Origin of the sequence: Malonomonas rubra DSM 5091 (genome assembly GCF_900142125.1) — a bacterium.
Lineage (GTDB): Bacteria > Desulfobacterota > Desulfuromonadia > Desulfuromonadales > Geopsychrobacteraceae > Malonomonas > Malonomonas rubra.
The window spans coordinates 92,169-114,998 of record NZ_FQZT01000006.1; the positions used below are offsets into that span (position 1 = coordinate 92,169).

Annotated in this window: 16 protein-coding genes; 9 read left to right on the forward strand and 7 right to left on the reverse strand. The window is 52.3% G+C overall.

What is annotated here, in order from left to right; all coding sequences use genetic code 11:
• Positions 1–91 precede the first annotated feature (91 nt).
• Positions 92–751, forward strand: coding sequence for a type 1 glutamine amidotransferase (locus BUB13_RS09795; protein WP_084091970.1), 660 nt, complete (start codon positions 92–94; stop codon positions 749–751).
• Between the two features lie 79 nt (positions 752–830).
• A complete protein-coding gene (locus BUB13_RS09800) occupies positions 831–2,264 on the forward strand; it encodes a cache domain-containing protein (protein WP_072908411.1) in 1,434 nt (477 codons plus the stop codon).
• 1 nt (position 2,265) lies between these two features.
• On the opposite strand, the gene BUB13_RS09805 is transcribed toward BUB13_RS09800, so the two are convergent.
• A complete protein-coding gene (locus BUB13_RS09805; RefSeq protein WP_072908412.1) occupies positions 2,266–3,150 on the reverse strand; it encodes a DMT family transporter in 885 nt (294 codons plus the stop codon).
• A 735-nt stretch (positions 3,151–3,885) separates the two neighbouring features.
• Here BUB13_RS09805 and BUB13_RS09810 point away from each other — a divergent pair.
• The 7 genes from BUB13_RS09810 (at position 3,886) to BUB13_RS09840 (ending at position 15,276) form a co-directional block, all read left to right on the forward strand.
• Complete coding sequence (locus BUB13_RS09810) at positions 3,886–4,581, forward strand: response regulator transcription factor (protein WP_072908414.1); 696 nt, start codon at positions 3,886–3,888, stop codon at positions 4,579–4,581.
• Positions 4,582–4,750: 169 nt separating this feature from the next.
• The gene (locus tag BUB13_RS09815; protein ID WP_072908416.1) at positions 4,751–5,140 is read left to right on the forward strand and encodes a hypothetical protein; all 390 of its coding nucleotides are present in this window, start codon (positions 4,751–4,753) and stop codon (positions 5,138–5,140) included.
• Positions 5,141–5,175: 35 nt separating this feature from the next.
• Complete coding sequence (locus BUB13_RS09820; protein WP_139249346.1) at positions 5,176–9,225, forward strand: choice-of-anchor O protein; 4,050 nt, start codon at positions 5,176–5,178, stop codon at positions 9,223–9,225.
• A gap of 76 nt (positions 9,226–9,301) precedes the next feature.
• Positions 9,302–10,159, forward strand: coding sequence for a hypothetical protein (locus tag BUB13_RS09825; protein WP_072908420.1), 858 nt, complete (start codon positions 9,302–9,304; stop codon positions 10,157–10,159).
• 86 nt (positions 10,160–10,245) lie between these two features.
• Positions 10,246–10,419 (forward strand): twin-arginine translocase TatA/TatE family subunit, encoded by a 174-nt coding sequence (locus BUB13_RS09830; RefSeq protein ID WP_072908422.1) that lies wholly within the window; start codon positions 10,246–10,248, stop codon positions 10,417–10,419.
• A gap of 53 nt (positions 10,420–10,472) precedes the next feature.
• Entirely contained in the window at positions 10,473–10,664 is a 192-nt protein-coding gene (locus BUB13_RS09835; protein ID WP_072908424.1) for a hypothetical protein, read from the forward strand.
• A 454-nt stretch (positions 10,665–11,118) separates the two neighbouring features.
• Entirely contained in the window at positions 11,119–15,276 is a 4,158-nt protein-coding gene (locus tag BUB13_RS09840; protein WP_072908426.1) for a choice-of-anchor O protein, read from the forward strand.
• 139 nt (positions 15,277–15,415) lie between these two features.
• Here the strand turns inward: BUB13_RS09840 and BUB13_RS09845 are convergent, their stop codons facing one another.
• The 6 genes from BUB13_RS09845 to hypD all read right to left on the reverse strand — a co-directional run bounded on the left by BUB13_RS09845 (position 15,416) and on the right by hypD (position 22,647).
• Positions 15,416–15,838 (reverse strand): hypothetical protein, encoded by a 423-nt coding sequence (locus BUB13_RS09845; protein WP_072908428.1) that lies wholly within the window; start codon positions 15,836–15,838, stop codon positions 15,416–15,418.
• 115 nt (positions 15,839–15,953) lie between these two features.
• Positions 15,954–16,844, reverse strand: a complete 891-nt coding sequence (locus BUB13_RS09850; protein ID WP_244151859.1) for a DMT family transporter — start codon at positions 16,842–16,844, stop codon at positions 15,954–15,956.
• Positions 16,845–16,896: 52 nt separating this feature from the next.
• A complete protein-coding gene (locus BUB13_RS09855; RefSeq protein ID WP_072908430.1) occupies positions 16,897–18,222 on the reverse strand; it encodes an MATE family efflux transporter in 1,326 nt (441 codons plus the stop codon).
• Between the two features lie 84 nt (positions 18,223–18,306).
• Positions 18,307–18,591 (reverse strand): hypothetical protein, encoded by a 285-nt coding sequence (locus BUB13_RS09860; RefSeq protein WP_072908432.1) that lies wholly within the window; start codon positions 18,589–18,591, stop codon positions 18,307–18,309.
• Positions 18,592–18,858: 267 nt separating this feature from the next.
• Positions 18,859–19,767 (reverse strand): glycyl-radical enzyme activating protein, encoded by a 909-nt coding sequence (locus tag BUB13_RS09865; protein WP_072908668.1) that lies wholly within the window; start codon positions 19,765–19,767, stop codon positions 18,859–18,861.
• 519 nt (positions 19,768–20,286) lie between these two features.
• The gene (hypD, locus tag BUB13_RS09875; RefSeq protein ID WP_139249349.1) at positions 20,287–22,647 is read right to left on the reverse strand and encodes a trans-4-hydroxy-L-proline dehydratase; all 2,361 of its coding nucleotides are present in this window, start codon (positions 22,645–22,647) and stop codon (positions 20,287–20,289) included.
• Positions 22,648–22,830 lie beyond the last annotated feature (183 nt).

The window sequence follows — 22,830 nt, forward strand, 5'->3', positions numbered from 1 at the left end:
TCCTTTCTCTTTGTGAGAGTAGGCTAATTTTAACTTAAGTTGTTTTTAATAATCAAGCAAAGATGACAATTTTAATCATCTGGAGGCTAAGTTGCTGATTGACGTTATAAAGTTCGATGAAAAGGTTGGCCTGGGGGCCTTTGCCGAATGGCTGAAAGAGATGAACTGCGAGGTTCGTTTGTGGCACGCAGACCGCGGTGAGCTCCCAGCGCTGGACGCTAAAACCAAGGTGATCCTGCTTGGAGGGTACATGGGGGTGAATGAGCGGGATGAGCTGCCTTATTTACAGCGGGTGGCGGATTGGTCAGCGGCGGTGGTGGCAGCAGATCGGTATTTGCTGGCGATCTGCCTCGGCGGCCAGTTGCTGGCCCATGCTCTGGGTGCCCAGGTGCATAGTCAAAGCCGGCAGGAAAGGGGTGTTCGCTACGTTGAATTGACCACTACAGGCCGCAAGGATTCGCTCTTTGCAGGTCTGCCGGACCCTTTCTTGAGTTTCGAATGGCATAATGACAGCTTCGATCTGCCGAATGAAGCCCAGCACCTGGCGCAAACCGACCACTGTTTCGGCCAGGCGTTCCGCTACCGCAATGCCTGGGGACTGCAGTTTCACCCGGAGGTCGATGACCAGGTGGTTGCCGACTGGTGCCAGAAGACCGGGGCAGGGAAAGCACCATTGCTGGAGTTCCGGCGCTATCAGGCTGACTATCTGCAGCAGTCCCGGCAATTGTTGACTAATTTTATTGCCCATTAGAAGCGAAAATTTTTTAGGTAAAGCTTCATCTATTTGTCGGTTTTGCTATGATGAAAGGCAACTGACCAAGTGGTGTTGCATGAAAAAAACGTTACAAACATTTGTTGTCCTTTCACTGATCATCGCAGCTGCGTTGACGTTTTTTGTTGTTGTGACTCATCAGCAGCAAAAAGCTGCCTTGGACGAAAGCCTGCGTGAGAAAATAAAGCAGGTTCGCTCCAGTTTATCCCTTGAACTTTCCAGCAAGCAGCACAAGATGGAAGAGTTGGCCAGCTATGTCGCCAGCTTTCCCGCTGTGCGTCAACTGTTTCTTGCCGGCCGTCGGGCAGTAGAAAATGAAGGTGGTGGTGTTGGGGGAGAAGACGCAGCCAAGGTCCGCGATAAGCTGCTGACAGTCAGTCAGGATATCTGGTTTCTGCTTGGGCAGGGGTTTGATGTTCTGCAGATGCATTACCACCTGCCGGGCAAGGCGACTTCGTTTCTTCGTGTGCATAAGCCGGATGCCTATGGCGACCAATTATCTCCCTTCCGCCAGATGTTGATCGACGCCCATGAATCAGAGAGCCTGGTTGGCGGTTTGGAAGTCGGTCGCATCAATTTAAGCTTGCGGGGGGTGGCTCCCGTTTATGCATATGATGCTGAACTTGGCCGTGACGTTTACGTCGGCACTCTGGAGTTCGCCAAGCTGCTGGAGCGGGTGGTCAATGATGTCGCCGCAAACCAGAATGTTGGCCTGGCCATACTGCTCGATATGGAGCAGTTGGAGCAGATGGTCTGGCCGGAACAACTGGGGAAAAAACTGCGGGAAAAAGTCGTGGTTGAAAATTATGTTGTCGAAGAAGCCAGCTTTCCCCATGTCGATAGTTTCTTCAGGAAGGTCGATATAGATTTTCTGCTCAGTGTTGAAAGGACAGAGGTGCACCGCTGTACCGATGGTGCTTATCATTGGCTGGCCTCTTTTCCGCTGCGCGATTATTGGGGCGAAAAAGACCCTGCACGCACAGCCATCGGCCAGGTGGTGTTATCAAACGATGTCACCGAAACCTATCTGGCATTGCAGCACAACCTTTACAGTAACAGCGCATATGCTCTGCTCGGTTTTGTTTTTATCGAAATCCTTCTCTGGTTCGGGTTGCGCTACACCTCGCGAAAACTGGAGCTCATGGTCGAGGTTGGTCGCCGTCAACTGGCAGACAAAAACCTGCAGTTGCAGGATGAGTTGAACGCCAAAGAAAAACTGCAGCAGCAACGGGAAGAGCTGATCGATGAGCTGATGACAGCGATGGAAGATGTCAAGGCGCTCAGTGGTCTGCTGCCGATTTGCTCATATTGTAAGAAAATCCGCGATGATGAAGGCTACTGGCAACGACTGGAAGGTTATATCGAAACCCACAGCGAAGCCCAGTTCAGTCACGGTATCTGCAACGATTGCCTTGGTGAACACTTCCCGGATGTGAAAAAAGAGATACGCCTTTCTCATCTGAAAGAAGGCAGCTTGCCGAAAAAAGAGTAGGTCAGTTGTTCTTTTTGCCGATCTGCTGGCAGAGCAATCCCGCTATAATCAACAGTAAACCGACAAATGTTGCAGGCAGGATGGTTTCACCGAGCAGCATGGCGATGAAGACCAGTGACAAAAATGGTGAAATGAAAATCAGGTTGCTGATACGAGCGGTATTCTGTGTTTTTTTCAGTGCCAGCAGCCATAGGACAAAGCAGGCTCCCATCTCGAAGGTTCCCACGTAAGCCGCGCCGAGCAGCCCTTCAACGGTCGGCAGGCGCAGATCACAGGTCAGCAGGTAGTAACCGAGGACAAAAGGAAAACTGCATAGAAAATTGACGAACAGCCCGACCACCGGGTCGCGTTTGTCTTTGGTGTTGAAAATCCAGTACAGCGCCCAGATGATCGTACTTGCCAGCGCCAGCCCAACGCCGACCGGATCAGTGAATTCCAGGCTGAACGGTCTGCCCTCTGTCGAAATGACCAGCACGCCGCAATAGCTGATAATCAGCGCCAGCCACTGCTGCCAGCGAACGTTCTGTTTCAGCAGCGGAACCGACAGTAACGACAGGGTGATTGCCCAAGTGTAGTTGAGAGGCTGTGCCTGTTGTGCTGGCAGCAGGTCGTAGGCCTGTAACAGTACCAGATAGTAAAGAAAAGGATTCAGCAGCCCCAGCCCGATCGAGAGCAGGTAATCTTTTTTACTGCAACGAAATGCCTGCCGCAGTTTGCCCTGAAAGCGCAAAACGACTGCCAACAGTAAGGTGGAGAAAGAGCCCGAGAACAGCAACAGCTCGATCGGCTGCAGATGTTTCAGCGAGAGCTTAAAGGCTGTGGCGATCGTTGACCAGAGCAGCACAGCGCTCAGGCCGTAGAGGGTTGCTTGTTGTTCGCGGGTCATCAGGTATATCCATAAAGTTTTTGACAGACGCCTTCCCCCCCCCACTACACCAAATCCTCTCCAAGATAAAGAGAAAAGCGATTGCTGTGGGCTGTCGAATGGGGGCTGTGATTTGTGGTAGTAAAGTAACTTTTTACTGGGTGCTGTGAGGGTTTTTCTCTAGTTGAATAGGCGGTTGACACTAATCTTTAAAGTTTGTAGGATGAATTTGGGTGAGTTGTCTAACTCCCTGATAATTAATTATTAAATTTAAATTTTAAGTTTTTTTTGCCCCTTTTTTTGTGTTTATTTAATGAAGTTTAGCGTGCTGTTTGTTGGCTTTCTCCCGGTAATACGCAAGGCTTGTTGCTTTGACAACAGTTTGTAGCGGCTTTCTGCTGCACACGTATCTCTTCTAAAAAATTTTCTTTAACAAGAAAATTTGTCAACCATTTTCGGGTTCATACGTTTTACAAAATACCAGTGGTGTGTCAGCAGTCTGCGCCACTCAAATTATTTTGGGTTGCTCGCTTCTTTCCCGTTGATTTAAGCGGATGAAACATTGACAAGTTCCAGTTTCAGGGAGAATGGGCTGAAAGAGAAAAAAGAAGTTAAAGGCAAATGTAAAGAACATTCATTCTGTCTATAATTGTACGACAGTCTAATTTTGGGACTCGTTTTTATTATTTGAAAGTTTACTGCTGGACATAAAGATTTTTTCTGACTTGTGAGAATTTTCGTTGTTGGAGTGGGACAATGAGCATTGAAATGAAGGGTGGTCACTGTGGGGATTGTTGTTACAAGGGGCATCAGGTCAAAATCGTTGCCAAGTCCCGGTTCTTAGGAGAACAAATATCAATTTTTCTCCAAGAGCATACTGGTGCCAGGTGTAGTGTGTTCGATTCTTTGCATGAATTGGCGGATGGCGGTTGCAGGCATGGCAACAAACCATTGATTCTGCTGGAGGCCGACAAAGAACACATCAACCTCACTGAACGACTTTGCTCCGAGGTCAGCAATATGCTGAAAAAAGATCACCTGCTGGCAATCTTTAATACGCCCAAGTCGGCCCGTTTTGAGAAGGATGCACTGATCTGCGGGGTCCGCGGTATTTTTCACGAATATGATCGTGCCGAAGATTTGATCCGTGGAGTCTGTTCAATTACTCGTGGCGAACTCTGGGTCTCGCGTAAAATTATGAGCGAATGCTTTATAGAGCGACAAACTGCTTCCATGCAACATATTCATGCAACGGATCCGGTATTGGAGGCGCTGACATCAAGACAGAAAACCATCTTGTCGCTGATCGCTTCGGGAGCGAGTAACCAAAAAATAGCTGACAACCTGTGTATCAGTACGCATACGGTAAAAACTCATATTTATAATATTTTCAGGAAGATAGATGTTCCTTCCAGGACTCAGGCAGCGCTTTGGGCAGCGAAGAACCTGTGAAAACACCTAGTACTAACTTCTTATTCCTGAGGAGCAATTTACGAAATAGGTTGCAAACATAGTAAATACCAAGTTAAGAAATTTATCACACCTTTGCTCGATATTATCATTGCGACCCTCCTGCGATAGTTGATTCTGCTGAATCATCGGTTTCGCTGGAGGGTTTGCTTTGCAGGCACATTTACGCCAGATCGAACGATACTCCCTGAACTGCCCTATTCTATTGTCCTCCCTGGACAAAGACGCCTCTTCGACCAGCCAACTGTCATTAACAAAAAATCTTTCCGCCAAAGGTGCATATGTCAGCGGTACTGCGCAATGGAGCAAACGATCCGAGCTGCTGGCCAGTGTTTATTACGAGATTTCCCTGTTTGCTCGGCAGCAGGTTGAATCCCGTTTTTTAATTCGCTTTGTCGCCCACCCGGTCCGCTGCGATGAAGGCGGCTTTGCTCTTGAATTTTCTGCCACCGACATGATTCTGCCGCTTTCAATGACCTGTGCCATGACCCCGCAGGAAGCTGAAGTGGCTGCCAATATCGATTTTTTTTGGCGGCTATAGGGCCGCTTTGTTCCTGACTTGATGGGAGGAAGAGTATGTTGAAATGGTTTAGATGGATCTCAGTTTTGTTGCTGCTTTTTTTGTTCAGCGCAAGCTATGCCTCTGCTGTTCACGAGGGGCCTGGCAAGGTTGAAGCGCGGTTGGTGACCGAGCAGTATGAGGATGCTGGTATCGCCAGTATCTGGAACTCTGGCGACAAGTTCATTGTCAATATCGAGCCGACCGATAACTACAAAATCAAGACGGCGCAGATTTTTGTAAGTCATGAAGGGTTACCGACCTCGCGTAGCGGCGCCTTGCTGCCGGGGCGTTACCCTTATAACTGGGATTACTCCTCACCTGCTGATACCCATGTCTTGGTGCTCGACCTTGAAGATGACCTCGGTTTCCTCTGGGGAGAAGCGTACGACGCTTTGCGGATTCAGAATGTGTCGATTTTCCTGACCATGGAGCATTTTGACAACGAAGGGAAATATATCTCCGGTAGCAGCGCCTGGGCTTACACCGGAAAAGGCTCCGAAACAGGTGAGGCTGGATATTACGAAGATTTTGAAGGCTTGGGCACCGGTTGGTGGTTCAGCTACGAGATGGCCCATCCGAAACTAGGCCACTTCATCGATTCTCCTGTTGGTGGTTTGAATTTCACCACCCCGACGAATTCCGGTAAAACCGACCCGGCCGGTGGTTTCGCCTATTTCCCGGGAGAAGAAGTTACCCTGGCGATCGGTCCTTACAGCCTTGGCATTACGGTCGCTGATCACCGGATTTCACCGCTGGATTTTTTCCCGCTGGCTGATGTCGACGATGAAGAAGTCGCCAACATGGCGCGCCTGCTACAGAGTTTTGACAGCGGCGCAGATCCTGAGGACGGAATCGAAATTACCGATGAAGTGATCATCGCCCTGCTTGCGGCAATGGAGGAGTTGACTCTAACGTCATTCGACTTCAATGACAGCGCTCAGATCACCCTCATCATTGATAAGACCATCGCTCAATACTCTTTGCTCTATCCCGAGGAAATCCCTCTGGCTGCAGTCACTGCCGAAGATGCCATTGCTCACCTGGCTGATACTTTGAGCAATACTATGTTCCGCAAAAATATCTCAAAAACACCGGACTTGGCCAGTTCGAAGGCCAAAATGAATACGGCCACAGTCTGGTTGCCGGCCTTAAAAGCGGACAATACCGCGACGGTCATCGAATACCATGATGAAGAAGGTAACCTGTTACGCACGGCTGAAGAGGCCAAGCCAAGCATCGTGACCTACACCGACGAGAACCCGGTGACAGGAGAGCATGATGTCTGGGCGGCTGTGTCCCGTGATGACGGGAATACCTGGAAACGCAAGAACCTGTCCCGCATGGCCGACCTTTCCTCGTTCACCTTGGCGAACGGCGAACCTTACTACGGCGGTTGCAAGAAACCGGTTTTTCAGGTGCGGGGGAATAAGATTCTCGTTGCCTGGTCGAGTAAGTTTGCCCAGGGTGGCAAACCGCGTTACGCGATCGATAGCGAAGATGATTATACCTTTGACGATCCCTATGCTGTCGATGATATCTGGGGTGTAGCCGGACCGCAGCGTTCCTATGACTATTCGCAAGATGGTTTTACCGATGCGGAAGAGACTCCATTCCACGCTCTCGAAGTTCCCCATTCTGCCCTCTGGATCTGCCGGGGAATTATTGCCACCCAGCTTGATGTCGATAAAGGGGTTGGTGAGTTTGTCGGAGATATCGTCTGGTTCAAGCCGGAGCGGCTCACCAGTGGCCGCCGCGATGTCAACCAGATCTTTGTCGCTGCAGCCGGTAGCGCTGGTTTCGCCATGGTTTGGCAGGAGGATCCGAACGGTGTGAAGCCTGGTAGAGCAGTCGGTCCTGGTCCGGGTTGGGGCGGCGCAACAACAAGTCACAAAACCGATATCTGGTACAGCTACCTCGCCTGGGGTGATCACACCAAGGTCGACACAAACTTTGTTCCCGGCAGCGATGTTGAACATCCTGCGGAGTGGGAGTCCAACCGGCCCAAAGCTTTGGTGCCGATGACGTTGCCGGTGCGTCTGTCCGATAATGAAGTGATCAACACGGACAATATCCTGGTTGAACTGGATGGTGACTATCCGAGAATTGATGAGAGTTATAAGGATGAAACTCATCCCGATTATAACCCCTTGGGATATGTGCCGGATACTAACGCTCTTGCAGTTTCTGATGATGCCGACGGAACCCATGCCTACGCCTACATGATTCCGGGCCTGATTGATGTCAACAACGTCAGTGCCGCACCTGTAGACATCAATGTAGAGGGGTTCTACACCTTTGACAATTATAACGATGACGATGGCGATGGTGTTGGTGAGACCAAGCGAGTCGCAATTACCGAAGACGGCCGCCTGCTCGATGGTGACACCGGCGCCAGCCGCGGCAATATTTTCCTGCAGCCTTATGCCTTCACCAAACCGGATGGGTCAATCGCCGTCAGCGCATGGGCGATCATCACCTACGAAGAAACTAAGGGGGCCGGTGCCGGTCCGCCAGCAGAAGGAGAAGAACCTTCCGAGGCCTACCTGCCCGAAGAAGGCAAGAACGTTATTTATCACAGCTTCGACTTCAAGACCCCGGAGCTGGTTTCCGCCGGTCGTATCGTCAACCGTCCAGAGTTCAACGATTCTGATGGCGACAACTATGTCGATCCTGAAGAGCTGGTGTATCTGCTGGACGCCGAGGACGGTAATCAGGTCCTGGATTATCGGGATCGCCCGCAGCTGGCTTACGAAAACGCCCGCCGGGGTCGCTTCCTGCCTCAGGGGCTTGGTGCTTTCGGTGCGACCGGCACCTCACAGCTGATGGTTCACAAGCAAGGCCCCGATGGTTCAGGCCGTCCTTCGGATATTCTGCTGCGGCGCTGGGTCATTCCCGATGGTTCTAAGAAAATTCCACTGAAGAAAGCTAACAGCGTAGGAACACAAGTTGTTGTTGGTTACAACATCGTGGATGCGGACGGCAACACGGTGAACCCCTATAGCGCCGATTGCCTGGTCGGTGATTGGATTCAGGATACAGGTGTCGATGGTGAAGTTAGTGAACAGTGGTACTACGCTGATGGTGTCCAGAACGTCAGTTCGGTAACGCCGACAGAGACGACTGACAGCATGGGTGACCCCGAAGCAGTAGATCCCTGGGGTGCTGTCAAGGTCGTTAAGTGGGAGCAGACTGAAGCCAACCTGAATGACCCGACAGGCGACAGGGACGACTATGACGGCGAATACTGGACAAAAGGGAATCCCTTCGATGATGCCCGGGCGCACCGTGGCGCAATCCGTGGTGACTTCGTGACTATGGGTTTCAGTTACACCGCCAACTGGGCAGCTGCTCGCAACGGCAACGACAACTACAATTTCTACATTCGTCGCTCCTTCGACGGTGGCCAGACCTGGCGGACCGACCCTGACCCGATGGATTCAGATGCTGTTTATGAAACCTGCAATACCTGGACAGAACCCAGCGGGACTACGGGTGAGGAAGGAACAAAAACCGAGGACTGTGTGACATATGGCGCCGGTGTTTTTGAGCCTATGCGCAACCTCTCGCAACTTTCGAATCACAAGTCCAGCGTCATCGAGCCGCGTATCGTCGCTGTTCCGGGAACCATCAAGAAAGATGGTGTCTGGACTGGGATTGCTGAAGACAAACAAAATCCCGATGTCTTCTATGTGGCTTATGGAACATCAACCAATCCGAAGAAAGACCCTGTTACCGGTGAGCAGGAAGAGCCTGTTCCGCAGGATCTGTTCTGGAGTGTAACGATCGACAGGGGCCAGTCTTACTACCTTGAGACATGGGAAGTGAATGGCGAACCGGAGGGCGAGACTGCGCCCGAATCAGGGGAGAGCGTAACCAGTTGGCCCTGGATGGCCAAAGGTGACCAGGAGCAGGGCGAAGTTCAACTGCGCATGACACCGGATGGCTCCAGTTTCTATGCCAGCTGGCTGGATGAAGGTGACGACGGTAGCGATATCGTCTTCCGCCGGATACAACCGAACGTTTTTCCCGCTAATACGACTTCTACAGTAATAACTGCTCCATAAAACGTAAATGAAACGAAGAGTCCGGGAGGGTTCAGTGGTGAGCTCTCCCATCACACCAACCAAGGAGAATGGAACCATGGATGAAATGAAAAAAGGTATTTCGCGGCGTAAGTTTTTGGCTAGTGGTACTGTTGCAGTTGGTGCATGTAGTTTAGCAGCCGGGATGACCGCAGGGTCGTTGATTGTTCCTAAAACGGCCCATGCAGAAACTCTGACGTTTCCTTTGGCAGCATTAGATGTTGAACAAGTTCGTCAGTATGGCTATTGCGAATACTTCCAATCAGGTTGTGGACATGGTGGTGGTACCGCCGTTGTCCGGGGACTCATAGATGCTTTACCTGACTCTGATTGGGCGAAACTGCCGTATGGCATGTTTGGTTACGCTAATGGTGGTGGAGTCGGCTGGGGAGCAATGTGTGGTTCTATTGCAAGTATCCTGGCAGTCTTTAACCTGGCAGGTGTCCATGGGTCTCTTGGCCCTGCTTTGGTTAGCTGGTATGAAAATGCCAATTTCCCGCTGGCCAATTTGGATGGTTATGTTCCACCTACCACATACGCCAAGCCCGTACCGATACCAATCCTGGACAGCGAAGTTGAAGGTCACTCGGTTCCTGAGTCGCCTCTCTGCCACAACTCGGTTTCCAAATGGATGGCCGCTGCTGGTGTCAACCTTGAATCTGCAGATGAACTGGGGCGCAATTTGAAAAAAGACCGTTGCTCCAAGGTCACCGGGGATGCTGCCGGTTATGCAGCACAATTGATCAATGATTATTTAGCTGGGTTAATGCCGGCAGCCTGGGCACCGGATAAGAATTATGCCGGCTGCTATGAGTGTCACGTGTCAGCTCCAGTCGCAGAGGGTGGCTTGAAAAATGCCTCTGGTAAGATGGAGTGTACCGAGTGCCACTCTGTCAAAGGGCGTCATCCCCGCTAAATCGAACCTGATGTTTGAGTTTTAATCTTCAAAGGCGGACAGTCGCACTTTGGTGTTACTGTCCGCTTGGGCTAGCAGGAGTATTTATGTTCGGACTTGGTACCACGGAAATGTTGATCATCCTTGTGCTCGTTATGGTGGTTTTTGGCGCCGGCAAACTGCCCCAGGTTGGCAGTGCCCTTGGGCAGGGCTTGCGAGACTTTAAAAAGGGCATGCGAGAAGAAGACGCGCCGGTTCTGGAAGACAAGTCCGAGCTGTGAACCAACCTGGACGGGCAGAACCGTTTTTAACAAACTAAATGGAAAGATAAATTATGAAGAAAATAACACTCTTTTTGACGATGCTGTGTTTTGTTTTCTCTCTGGCAACAGCCGGTCTGGCTGCCGAGAAACAGAGCAATAAAGGATTAAAGGCTAAGCCAAGATCGACAAAATGTGCCAAAGGAACTAACGGAAAAGAGACAAGTGATAAGGCTGTAAGGAAAATTAACAAGAAAAACCGCTAACGCTTTGACTTGCTAAAATTATAGCTCTACTGAACCTTTTCAGCCGCTCACAAAACATTGCAGCTTTAAGCCGGATCGATATCAATCGGTCCGGCTTTTTTACATTCTAATCTTCATCTTCTGGTTCTTTATTGTGGCCTTTATAACATTTAGAGATGGAGTAAGGCGATTGTCGTAATACTTTACATTGAGGTGTTTTATAAAGCGCTTCCCGAGCAAATCATCGTATTTGTTTCCGATTTTGCCTTGGTGTGATTTTCGCATAATTTATGTTGAATAAAAAATGTCTTTAAGTTCTTGAATTATAACCAAAATACGGATTTTTAGGAGGGGTGGCCTGAATGGAAAGGAGAAGTTAATTAAGGTGGTCGCTCGGTTTTAGCGAAATGAAAAGTAATCCCGCGAAATGAAAAGTTGCCATGCAAATTGTTTGCTTGCCCTGGGGAGATTCATTATGAAAAGAAGGTTTAGTATCATTTTCGCGTTACTATTGTTACTTTATGCGGCCACAGCCTTTGCTGCACACAACGAAGGGCCCGGCCTGGTTCAGGCCCCACTTATCACACAGACTTTTGAACGGATTGGCGTCGTCAGCGTCTGGAACACCGGCGACAAATTTCAACTGCGGCTCGATGGAGTCGATGATTGGCAGCTGAAAACCTTCCATATTTATGTCGGTAACGATCCCGTTCCGGCGACCAGAAAAGGGAATTTGATTCCCGGCCGTTTTAATTACAAAGAACCCTATCAAAATGCCGAAGGAAGCAATGTTCTGGTCCTCGACCTTGAAACAGACATGGGCTTTTCCTGGGGCGAACCTTATTCCGATTTACGGGTACAGAATATCGCTGTTCATGTCGCTGGGGAGAAATTCGATGCCAGCGGCAACGTCATCGCCGAAGCCGCTGCCTGGGCCTACACCGGTGATGGTGCCGATACCGAGTTCGGCGACATCGATGAAGAGTCGCTCAGCGAAATCGAACTCGAAAGCATGGGTAAAGGCTGGTGGTTCAGCTATATGCTCTCCCACCCGAGCCGTGGCCACTTCATCGATTCCCCGGTCGGTGGTCTCTCATTCACCACGCCGACCCACAGCAACCTGACCGATGAAGCAGGTGCTTTCGATTTCTTCCCGGGTGAATCGGTGACCCTGTCGATTGGCAACTATCTGCTCGGCACCACTGTTGCCGACCACAAAATTTCACCGCTCGATTTCTATCCGTTGTCCGATGTTGAAGACGAAAATGTCACCAACATGGCGCGCCTGCTACAGAGCTTGGATAGTAACGCTTACCCGAAAGATGGAATTACCATTACTGCTGATGTTGTCAAAGCGTTTGAAACCGCAATGGGCAATCTCGGTTACTCGAGTTTGAACTTTGACAGCACAGAAGAAATCGATGCCATTATCGACGAAGCCATTTTTCAGGCTTCTTCACTAGGGGTTGATCTGGTTGAAGTGTATCCCGAGGATGCTCAAACTCATCTAGCCGACACCGTCAACAATTCGATGTTCCGCAAAAATATTTCCAAAACGCCGGATCTGGCCAGCAGCAAGGCCAAAATGAATATCATGACAGTCTGGTTCCCGGCCAAGAAGGCGAATGGAGACCCTGTTGATGCAGATGGAATCGTTTATAACGATGCGGATGGCAACTCCATTGACTTGGTAGGAAACGGCACAATCGATCCGAACACACATGCCAAGCCGATTATCGTCACCTATACCGACGACGATCCCGTTACTGGTGGTGCAGATACCTGGGCCGCGGTCTCTCGAGACGATGGAAATACTTGGAAGCGCAAAAACCTGTCTCGCTCCGGCGACCTAAGCTCGTTCACATTGGCTAACGGCGAACCCTACTACGGTTCCACCAAAAAACCCGTATTCCAGGTCAGGGGTAACAAAATACTCGTTGCCTGGTCGAGCAAGTACGCTAAGGGCGGTAAGCCCGGTTATGCTGAACCAGAATTCCTGGGTGCAGTTGACGAAAACGGCGACCCGGTTCTCGATGATGAAGGCAACCCGGTTCCCTCCGCAACCCCCAACCCATCGTATATTGGCGAGGATATCTGGGGCGTCGGCGGCCCGCAGCGCAGCCACGACTACACCGAGGACGGTTTTCCCGAAGTCGGCGAAATTCCTTTTGCTGCTCTGTGGGTTTGCCGTGGTGTGATCGTAACGGCCAATGAGATCAAGCTAGGTGGCTTTTGGGCCGACAAAGAGATCGGTGACATTGTCTGGTTCAAGCCTGAGCGCGTGACCAGCGGCCGCCGTGACGTCAACCAGATTTTTGTAGCCTCTGCCGGCAGCGCCGGATTTGCCATGGTCTGGCAGGAAGACCCCAATGGCGTGCAGCCTGGCAAGGCCGTAGGTCCGGGCCCTGGTTGGGGCGGCGCGACCACCAGCCATAAAACCGATATCTGGTACAGCTATCTCGCCTGGGGGGATTTCTCCAAGATAGACGAGGACTTCGTGCCCGGAAGCGAGGTCGATCATCTCGCTGATATAGATACCGACGAAGAATGGGTGTCAAATCGGCCCAAAGCTCTGATCCCCTGCTCGTTGCCGGTGCGCCTGTCGGATAACGAGGTTATCAACAAAGACAATATTCGGGTGGAATTAAACGAAGACGGTACTGTAAAGACAGATGCTGATGGCAACTACATCATCATTCCGAATGACGACGCTATTTCGGCGGATAGTGACGGTACTCACCTCTATGCCCTTGAAGTTCCCGGTCTGCTTGATGGTGGGTGGTACGGATTTACCAACTATGACGAGGAGTTCAAGGAAGTAGCTATTACAGAAGATGGCCGCCTGCTGGACGGCGACACCGGCGCCAGCCGTGGCAACATCTTCCTACAGCCTTACGCTACGGGTGAATACGATGCCAAGGGCAACCCGGTCATCAGCGCTTGGACGATCATTACCTACGAGGAAACCAAGGGTGCCGGTGCCGGACCGCCGGAAGAAGAGGGTGGAGGAGAAGACAATACGAACTCCGACGCTTACATCCCGGAAGAGGGTAAGAACGTTATCTACCACAGCTTCGATATGTTCGAGCCGGATTTGGTTTCGGCTGGCCGGATCGTCAACCGTCCTGAGTTCATTGATGTCAACGAAAACAATATCATCGATGAGGGCGAACTGGTTTACTTGGTGGACGAGGACGGGGTTGTGATCAAGGACTACCTGGAGCGTCCTCAGCTTGCGTACGAAAATGCGCGCCGTGGCCGCTTCATGCCGCAGGGGATCGGTGCTTTTGGCAAGACCGGTACTGCGCTGGTGATGGTTCACAAGCAGGGACCGGACGGCGCAGGTCGTCCTTCGGATATCTTGCTGCGCCGTTGGCAGCTTCCAGCTGGTGCTACGAAGGTTCCTTTCAAAAATGAAAACAATGCCGGTACTGTTGTTCTTGGCTTCAGCATCAAGGATGTGAAAGGTAACTGGATCAACCCCTACAGCCCCGAGCGAATTGTTGGTGAGTGGGTTGTCGACGATGCCAGTGGTCAGGGCTACTACGCTGACGGCGTACAGAACGTGAGTTCTGTAACGCCGACAGTGACAACCGACAGTGCTGGTGATCCCGAGCAGGATGATGCCTGGGGTGCGGTCAAAGTTGTCGAGTGGATTCAGACCGAGGATAATCTGAAGGACCCGACCGGGACCAGAAGATATGATGAGAGTGGGTTAGTCAATACCACCGATCTGACTGTAGAGAACCCTTACGACGATGCCCGGGCTCACCGTGGTTCTCTTCGCGGCGACTGGGTCACCTGTGGCTTCAGCTACACTGCCAACTGGGCCGCTGCCCGTAACGGTCATGATCACTATGACTTCTATATTCGCCGTTCCTATGACGGTGGCCAGACCTGGACGACTGCTCCCGCTTCACTTGGCGGAACAGGAGTCGAGCACTGCCGGACCTGGACCTATCCGAGTGGTACCCAGGAAGCTGGTACCAAGGTAGAAGAGTGCAGCACTTACGCAGCCGGTGAGTATGAGGCAATGCGCAACCTGTCTCAGCTGCCGAACCACAAGCAGTCGGTCATCGAGCCGCGTATCGTGGCAGTGCCGGGCACCATTAAGGCCGGTGGTGTCAAAACAGGTCTTCCGGAGGACGAGCAAAACAAGAGCGTGTTCTACGTAGCCTATGGAACCAGCACCAACCCGATCAAGGATCCGATCACCGGTGAGCAGGAAGAACCCGCGCCTCAAGACCTTTGGTGGAGCGTTTCTGTGGACATGGGTGAGACCTACTACCTGCGTGAGTGGGAGGTAAATCCCGACAGCGATGGTGGTTTGGCTGACGAAACAGTTTACCGCTGGGATTACATGGCCAAGGGGGATCAGGAACAGGGTGAGGTCCAGCTGCGAGAGACTCCGGACGGCTCCCGTTTCTACGCCAGCTGGCTGGATGAGGGCGAAGATGGTAGTGACATCGTTTTCCGCCGTATTCTGCCCCCGGTCTTCGAGGCCAATTGGGCTGACGGGACCGTGCCTGAAGGGACCATCGGTTACGATGGCACCATTTTGGATGATCTCCTTGAAGATGATGGGTCCAGTTCCGATGCTGGTGACGGCGATAGTGGCGGCAGCCTTGATTAGGAAATAACATGATTGAAAAATACCGGTGCCGGTTTAATCCGGCGCCGGTAGCTGTTGTTACCGTTAGTAATCTTGAAGAACTGAAAAGAGCTGCCGGACATTTCGTCCGGCAGCTCTTTTTGCTCTAACCAGCAGCAGGTCAATCGATCTGCTGAACAATCGTAATCTTCACCGGCGGACCCCAATCGCGCCATTTCTTGTAGTAGTTCTCTCCCTTTTTCTGGGTTCCGTTCAACTCTTCAATGGTTTTGAATAATTGCTCTTCTACGACTTCTTCCGGAAACTCGATGGTCATAGTGACGTCACCGTCGAGCAGGGCCACATCGTCGAGCAGACCGTCCATGATCAGCAGGTCAGCGGTGCCGACGCTTTCGGTGGTGATGGTGGTTGTGACCTCCCCCATCTCCTCGTCAAATGTGAGGTCAGCGTGTGGAGTGTCGGCGACCAGGGCATCGATCATGGCGTAGACTTCCTCATCGACCATGTCTTCAGCAGGGTGATGGGCGAAAGCGACGACAATCAACGACAGGGACAACAGGATGGCAACGTACAGACTTTTCATTTTCTACCTCTCTTTCATGCTTACGGGATATGGAGCCGAAAAAGTAAGGGTGGTAATAGATAGAACGTGAAATTTGTCTGTCGGTTGACAAAGGCGATGCTGTTTGAGCTTATTTCTAGCGTCGTATGCGTAGTACCAGCGCCGCCAGACCCAGGAAAATTAGCAAAATTCCGCTGAAGGCCTGCGGGTTCATCTGTTCGCCAAGCACGACAATGCCCAAGGTTGCCGCTGTCATCGGCTCTGCGAGCGAAAGAGTGGTTGCGGTCGCCACCTGCACCGTTTGCAGGCCGCGGGCGAAGAGCCAGTAGGACAGTGCCATGGTCGCCAGACCCAGGTGCAGGACGACTGCGATGGAGCGTGGTTGCATCAGCCATTGCAGGTCGCAATTGACCAGGGTCGGTGAGAGCATGACCGCGCCGACACAAACGACGACGGCCATGACGGCGTTGGGGCTGTGCTTTTGCAGCAGCCCTTTGATCACCAGGGTGTAGGCGGCATAGGCCGCGCCGGCGATAATCGCCAGAAAAATACCAAACAAGTCTATTGTCACCGCGCCGCCATTGGCCAGACTGAGTAAGGCGCAGCCGAAGATCGCCAGAAGTGTTGCCAGCAGCCAGCGCCGGTCAAGTTGTTCGCCGCGGAAAATACGTCCCAGCAGGCCGCCGGCAATTGGCGCGCTACCGATGCCGACCACGGTACCGATAGCGACGCCGGTTTTGGCGACAGCGGCAAAGAAGCTGATCTGGTAGCAGGCGGTGAAGGCCGCCGCCAGTAAAACGGGGCGCCACTGCCAGTCTGATAGTTGACCCAGTTCCCGCCGGGAAACCGCGAGTATAAGCAGGGCGATTCCTCCAACAAGCAAACGCAAGGTGCCGATGATTTTCGGGTCGAATCCGCTTGGAGCAAAGGCTTGAGCGGTTCCCGTGGTGCCCCAGAGCAGAGCGGCGCCGAGGACAAACCAGGCTCCGGTTGCAGATTTCGCGGTATTCTGATTCAGGTCTGACACAATAGAAATCTTTCTGTTTCGAGTTCGCTCCAGCCTAACGGCTGCCTCGTTTTCAATCTTGTACGAAATTGACCTTCACCTGCCTGTTGACCGGTTTTTGCAACAGCAGGACTGCGAGCAACCGCCCGACGGCATAGGCGATCGATGCCGCGACAGCGCCGGGGATCGGGAAATATAACATTGATAATGTCAAAAGGGAGAATATTCCCGACGCTTCCACTGCTGTTGCAATCGACACCGGACGGGTGATGCGACCGTCGATCAGGATCGCCCGTTGCCAGCAGACCAGCACGGTGAAGGCCGGGAAAATGGCCATAATCTGCAACGCGGGGGTGGCGAAGTCGCTGAGGTGCTGACTGAGACCCGACAGGTCGCGGAACCAGAGTTCGGCCAGCGGGGTAAAGGCGATCAGGCTCAGTGCGCAACTGGTCGACAGGCCGAGGCAGACTGCGAAGTTACGTGCCTTGCGGTAGTTGGCCTTGTCTTCACCGATCAGGGCGATGACAACCTCCTGGTACGATAGCCCCAAGGCACGAAAGACGAAGGTCAGCCCGTAGATCACCGGCATTACCGCCAAAGAATCGAGAGCATCCCGGCTTTTGCCGAGAAAGAAAGTGACCAGTGGGTGGATCGACAGGCCGATAAATGGGGTCAGCGCCAGTGGCAGGTAATAGTCCCAGATCTGCCGGTAGCTCATCTGCTTGCCTTCGGCAGCCGGTTTTTTCTGCAGTGTTTCATCGATCGCGGCGGAGGCCAGGTAGCGAGTGAATATCGCTTCGGCAGTGACCCCGATGGAGAGTGACAGGGTGCCGACTTCTGCTCCATTGAAATCGCTGTAGTAAAACAGCAGCAAGGCTGTTCCAGCCATGCCGCCCAGGCGAAAAATTGTCGCCAGCGCAACGCGGCGGGTTTTGTGCGCGGAGATCAGGATGCCCTGGTAAAAACGGCGTAATCCGATTGCCGGCGCCCAGGGCAACAGCCAGACCAGCGCACGGTGGGTGTGGGCGGCGATATCCTGCGAGAGGCCAAGCAACTTTTCGGCAAAGAAACTGAAAACCGGCGGCAGCAGAAACAGTCCGAGTAAAAGAGTGACGGCGAGGCAGAGCCAGAGAGTGAAGTTGCGCAGTCGACGGTAACTGAGCGCATCCTGACAGAGCGCGGTACTGGCACTCATCAGCATGATCACCGGTGACTCCGCCACCAGGCCAAATGCGTAAGCCACGCCGTAGGCGGCAAGGTTCAGTTTCTCTTCTGCCATGCGGGCAATGACCGCCGCAAGGAACGGTCCCTCGACCGCCATCATCAACCAGGTCGCCGCCAGCGGTAGCCAGAAGAGAAATATTTTGAAATATGTGAGTTCTTTGTTTTCTGCCTTCAAAGCTAGTCATTCCCGCAACAGATAAATAAAAAAGGAGCGACCATGTTGGCCGCTCCCGTTTGAAGCTGATGGACGGTGGGTAATTTAATGCTTTTTGCCCACTTTTTTCAAGGGACGAACGCAGTTGCGGGCGTTCCAGCGGACACTGTCGTTGATCCGTGGCAAGCGGATGCTGCGGCCGGCAGTGTAGTCGTCGCTCCAGGCAACGCGCTCCTGCAACTGAACGGTCACATTATCCCGCTGAAGTTGCGTGATGATCCCTTCGCCCTGGTAGTAAAAGCCATCTTTACACCAGTAAGCTTTGACCTGGTTGCCAACCTTGAGCTGTTTGTCCTCATTACGAAAATCACAACTGCTGTCACTGGTCATGCTTTCTCCTTAGACGCCAATACGACAAAATGTATACGCAGCTTTGCTGAGCAAGGGTGATGCCAAGGAATGTTGTTTTTCATTTATATTTACTAACAAATTAAATTGCAGTGAAATATTAGCTGCTTGCAGGTGTTATTGTGAGAAAAAAAGGTTTTACTGGTTTCTTCTGCACTGCGGAGAATTGTGTTTTCTTTGCAACGCAGCTGTGTTTTATGCGTTAAGGCATAAAATGTCTGCCGGGATATTTGCAAGTGAATAAACTGCTTACCCACCAACGGTTGCGACGAGATCGTACTGTGCAAAAAGCTTGATAGTCTTATTGATCTTTTCTGCGCTTGGCTCTTCCATTCCGGACATATCCCGTATCTGGCCAAGTTTCTGATCTTTGCCGGTCGCAATGTTGTGATAGGGAAGCAAACTCACCGGCTTTTTTTTGCCCGGAAGATTGGCAACATAAGTGGCCATGGCTGTTAAGTTTTCAGTGTCGGCATTAACCCCTTCAATCAGTGGAATGCGAATCTGAATGTCGGCGCCAGACTCTGCCAGTGCGTAAAGGTTCTGCAAGATCAGTTCATTGCCGACCCCGGTCCACTCTTTATGCTTGTCAGAGTTCATATGTTTGAGGTCAAACAAGAACAGGTCGGTCCGTTTGGCGACTTCGAGCAGGGTTTCGGTTTTTACCAGCCCGGCCGTGTCGATGCAGCGATGAATATTTCGCTCGCCACAGGCATTGAGAATTTCACAGAGAAAATCCGGATAGAGCAACGGCTCTCCGCCGGAAAAGGTAACTCCGCCACCAGACTGGTTAAAAAAGGGCCGCTCTTTTTCGATGATTTCCAGCAGTTCGGCGACGGTCTGCTGCTGGCCTGACATTTCAATTGCCAGCGTCGGGCAGACTTCGGCACATTTGCCGCAGAGCGTGCAGAGCTCTTTGTCGGTGATAATGCCCTCGGCAGTTAGTCTGCAAGCTTCCGTCGGACACACTTTGACGCATTCGCCACAGCCGATGCATTTGCTGCGGGTGAACAGTTTCTGCACCTGTGGCGAGATGCTTTCCGGGTTGTGGCACCAGCGGCAGTTGAGCGGGCAACCTTTGAGGAAAATGGTCACCCGGATACCCGGGCCGTCGTTGATGGCGTAACGCTTGATGTCAAAAGTAAGAGCGGATTGCATGGTGTGCCTTAACGTTTTTGATTTTTCGATCCCGTGTGACGCAGCCAGAATGTAGCTTAGTTTTGCGGGGTCTTTGACGAAAAATGTTTGAGCGTAGCGAGTTTTTTTCTTCGCCGCAAAACGTAAGCGCAATGGAGGGAACCCGCAGGGCAAGGAGGTCGGGCGCCTTTTTCTGCTTACTCTTTTGTGGCGTTACAAAAGAGTGAGGCGACGGGCGGGGGCGCAACCCCGCGACCTTGTCTTTGTTTGTGATTTTAGATGAAACAATCAAATTCAAACCGGCGGGTTTCGGCCCGCCAGCCGACTTCATTTTCTTGCTCGTCCAAGAAAACGAACCAAAAGAAGACGCCCCGAATGCCCCCGCCTGCTTTCAGCAGGTTCCTTCCACTCCGCAGTTGCTTGGCGCGCTCGCAAAACTCGGGCTGAAGCCCTCAAACATTCCTCGCTTATTCGCCAATAAACTGCTCCGTTCCAGCGGTGGCAAATGGGGGGAAGATCAAAGGCGAAAGCGGTGAGTCGTTAGAACGCCTCGTTCTCGGTGCGCTCGATCACTTCCTGTTGCAGATCCTCGTTCATATCATTGAAATAATCACTATACCCCGCCATCCGCACCAGCAAGTCCTTGTAATCTTCCGGCGTCTCCTGCGCTGCTTTGAGCGTTGCCGTATCGACAATATTGAACTGAATATGGTGCCCGCCCATACTGAAGTAGCTACGGATCAACGCCGCCAGCTTCTTGATGTCCTCATCCCGCTTCAGCAGGCTCGGCAGGAACCGCTGGTTCAGCAGGGTGCCCCCGCTCATGGTGTGATCCAGTTTGGTCAACGAACGAACCACCGCTGAAGGTCCTTTGGTGTCGGCACCGTGCGAGGGAGAGGTGCCGTCGGAGATCGATTTTCCGGCAAAACGACCATTGGGGGTAGCGCCCATCACTTTGCCGAAGTAGATGTGGCAAGTGGTCGAGAGCATGTTGAGGTGAAATGTCTCTCCCTTGGTGTTCGGTTTGCCATCGATGGCGGCGAGCAGGTCGGCGTAGACCCGCAGGGCGATGTCATCAGCGTAATCATCGTCATTGCCGAAGAAAGGCGTCTTGTTGATGATCGTCTGGCGCAGGAATTCTTCCTCCTCGAAATCTTTTGCCACCGCGCTTAGTACCCGATCCATGCTGAAAGTTTCGTTTTCGAAGACATGTTTCTTCAGCGTCGACAGACTGTCGGTGACGGTGCCGAGGCCGGTGCACTGGATGTAGTTGGTGTTGTAGCGCGGGCCGGCATCGTAGTAGTCGCGCCCCTTGCTGATGCAGTCTTCGATCACCACCGACAAAAATGGCGCCGGGGCATACTTGGCGAACATCCGGTCGATGTAGTTGCTGACGCGGATTTTCAGGTCGACGATGTAGTTCAGTTGCTTGACGAAAGCCTCGTACAGTTCATCGTAAGTTTTGAATTCGCGTGGATCTCCGGTTTCGATGCCGACCTTGTCGCCGGTGACCGGGTCGATGCCGTTGTTCAGCGTGACTTCGAGGATCTTCGGCACGTTCAGGTAGCCGGTGAGGATGAAGGCCTCTTTACCAAAAGCGCCGACTTCGATACAACCGCTGCAGCCCCCTTCGCGGGCATCTTTCAGCGATTTTCCCTGACGTACCAATTCCTGTACGTAGATATCGGGATTGAAGATCGACGGATAGCCGTGACCCTGGCGGATCACCTTGCAGGCCGCCTCCAGGAAACGATCCGGGGTGACTTTGCTGATATGCACCGCATTGCCCGGCTGCAGGATGTGCAGTTCCTCGACGATCTCCAGCATGATGTAGGAAACCTCGCTGACGCCATCTTTGCCGTCGGAGGTGATGCCACCGATGTTGAGATTGGTGAAGTCATTGTAGGTACCGCTTTCGCGGGCGGTGATGCCGACCTTCGGTGGTGCCGGGTGGTTGTTGACCTTGATCCAGAAACAGCAGAGCAGCTCTTTGGCCTGCTCGCGAGTCAGGGTGCCGGCGGCAATTTCCGCGTTGTAGAAAGGTGCCAGGTGCTGGTCGAAATGGCCGGGGTTCATAGCGTCCCAGCCGTTCAATTCGGTGATGGTGCCCAGATGCACGAACCAGTACATCTGGATCGCCTCGTGGAAAGTGCGCGGTTTGTTGGTCGGGACGTAGCGGCAGACTTCGGCAATCTTTTTCAACTCTGCAGCGCGCTGCGGATCGCTGGTTTCGGCCGCCATCCGTTCGGCCATCTCGGCATGGCGTTCGGCGAACAGGATAACTGCATCGCAGGAAATATCCATCGCCTTGAGCTCTTCAAGCTTGTCTGCAGCGATCGGATCGTTCAAAAAGTCTAGCTGTTCAATTTCTGTGGCAATCTGCTTTTTGAAGTCGAGCATCCCTTTCTGATAAATCTGGCCGTCGAGTGCCGTGTGGCCTGGCGCGCGCTGCTCCATGAACTCGGTGAACAGTCCTGCCTGGTAGGCTGCCTGCCATTCCGGGGGTACGTGGCCGAAAATTCGCTCGCGCACGGTGCGGCCCTGCCAGTAGGGGATAACCTCTTTCTCGTAAGTATCGATATCTTCCTGGCTGATGCTGTAGCGTTGTTGATCGCGGGTGTTGAGAACGTGAAAGTCCTCAACGCTGTGACAAGTCAGTTCGGGGAAGGTCGGCACCGCTTTCGGTTTCGGACCGCGCTCGCCGACGATCAGCTCGTCATCGCCGATGTAGATGGTTTTTTTCTGGCAGTGATCGAGGAAGTTGAGCGCACGTAAGACTGGAATCGAATATTTACCGTAGTTTTCTTTGTAGAAAGCGGTCTCGTGCAGAGCACGTTCGATCGACAGGCTCGGCTCGGTTTCGACCGTTTGTTTGCGCAGGCGCTGAATCCGTGCATTCATACCGGGGCCGATAACGTTTTGTTTCTCCGGATAGAAGTTGCCTTCGCTTGCGGCTTTTCGTTCCGGTTGCCTTCTGTCGTTGGTTTCCATGAGCAGTCCTCTAATTTCATGCAGGCAGAACTGCCAGCAGATGTTTATTTTACTCTAGTCGGTTATTGCAGGAAAGTAGAGCAAATTGAATAC

Bases quoted from the DNA above. Each gene is read 5' to 3' on its own strand.
- BUB13_RS09800 (WP_072908411.1), top strand. From the start codon at position 831: ATGAAAAAAACGTTACAAACATTTGTTGTCCTTTCACTGATCATCGCA.
- BUB13_RS09805 (WP_072908412.1), bottom strand. From the start codon at position 3,150: ATGACCCGCGAACAACAAGCAACCCTCTACGGCCTGAGCGCTGTGCTG.
- BUB13_RS09810 (WP_072908414.1), top strand. From the start codon at position 3,886: ATGAGCATTGAAATGAAGGGTGGTCACTGTGGGGATTGTTGTTACAAG.
- BUB13_RS09820 (WP_139249346.1), top strand. From the start codon at position 5,176: ATGTTGAAATGGTTTAGATGGATCTCAGTTTTGTTGCTGCTTTTTTTG.
- BUB13_RS09825 (WP_072908420.1), top strand. From the start codon at position 9,302: ATGGATGAAATGAAAAAAGGTATTTCGCGGCGTAAGTTTTTGGCTAGT.
- BUB13_RS09830 (WP_072908422.1), top strand. From the start codon at position 10,246: ATGTTCGGACTTGGTACCACGGAAATGTTGATCATCCTTGTGCTCGTT.
- BUB13_RS09835 (WP_072908424.1), top strand. From the start codon at position 10,473: ATGAAGAAAATAACACTCTTTTTGACGATGCTGTGTTTTGTTTTCTCT.
- BUB13_RS09840 (WP_072908426.1), top strand. From the start codon at position 11,119: ATGAAAAGAAGGTTTAGTATCATTTTCGCGTTACTATTGTTACTTTAT.
- BUB13_RS09845 (WP_072908428.1), bottom strand. From the start codon at position 15,838: ATGAAAAGTCTGTACGTTGCCATCCTGTTGTCCCTGTCGTTGATTGTC.
- BUB13_RS09860 (WP_072908432.1), bottom strand. From the start codon at position 18,591: ATGACCAGTGACAGCAGTTGTGATTTTCGTAATGAGGACAAACAGCTC.
- BUB13_RS09865 (WP_072908668.1), bottom strand. From the start codon at position 19,767: ATGCAATCCGCTCTTACTTTTGACATCAAGCGTTACGCCATCAACGAC.
- hypD (WP_139249349.1), bottom strand. From the start codon at position 22,647: ATGAATGCACGGATTCAGCGCCTGCGCAAACAAACGGTCGAAACCGAG.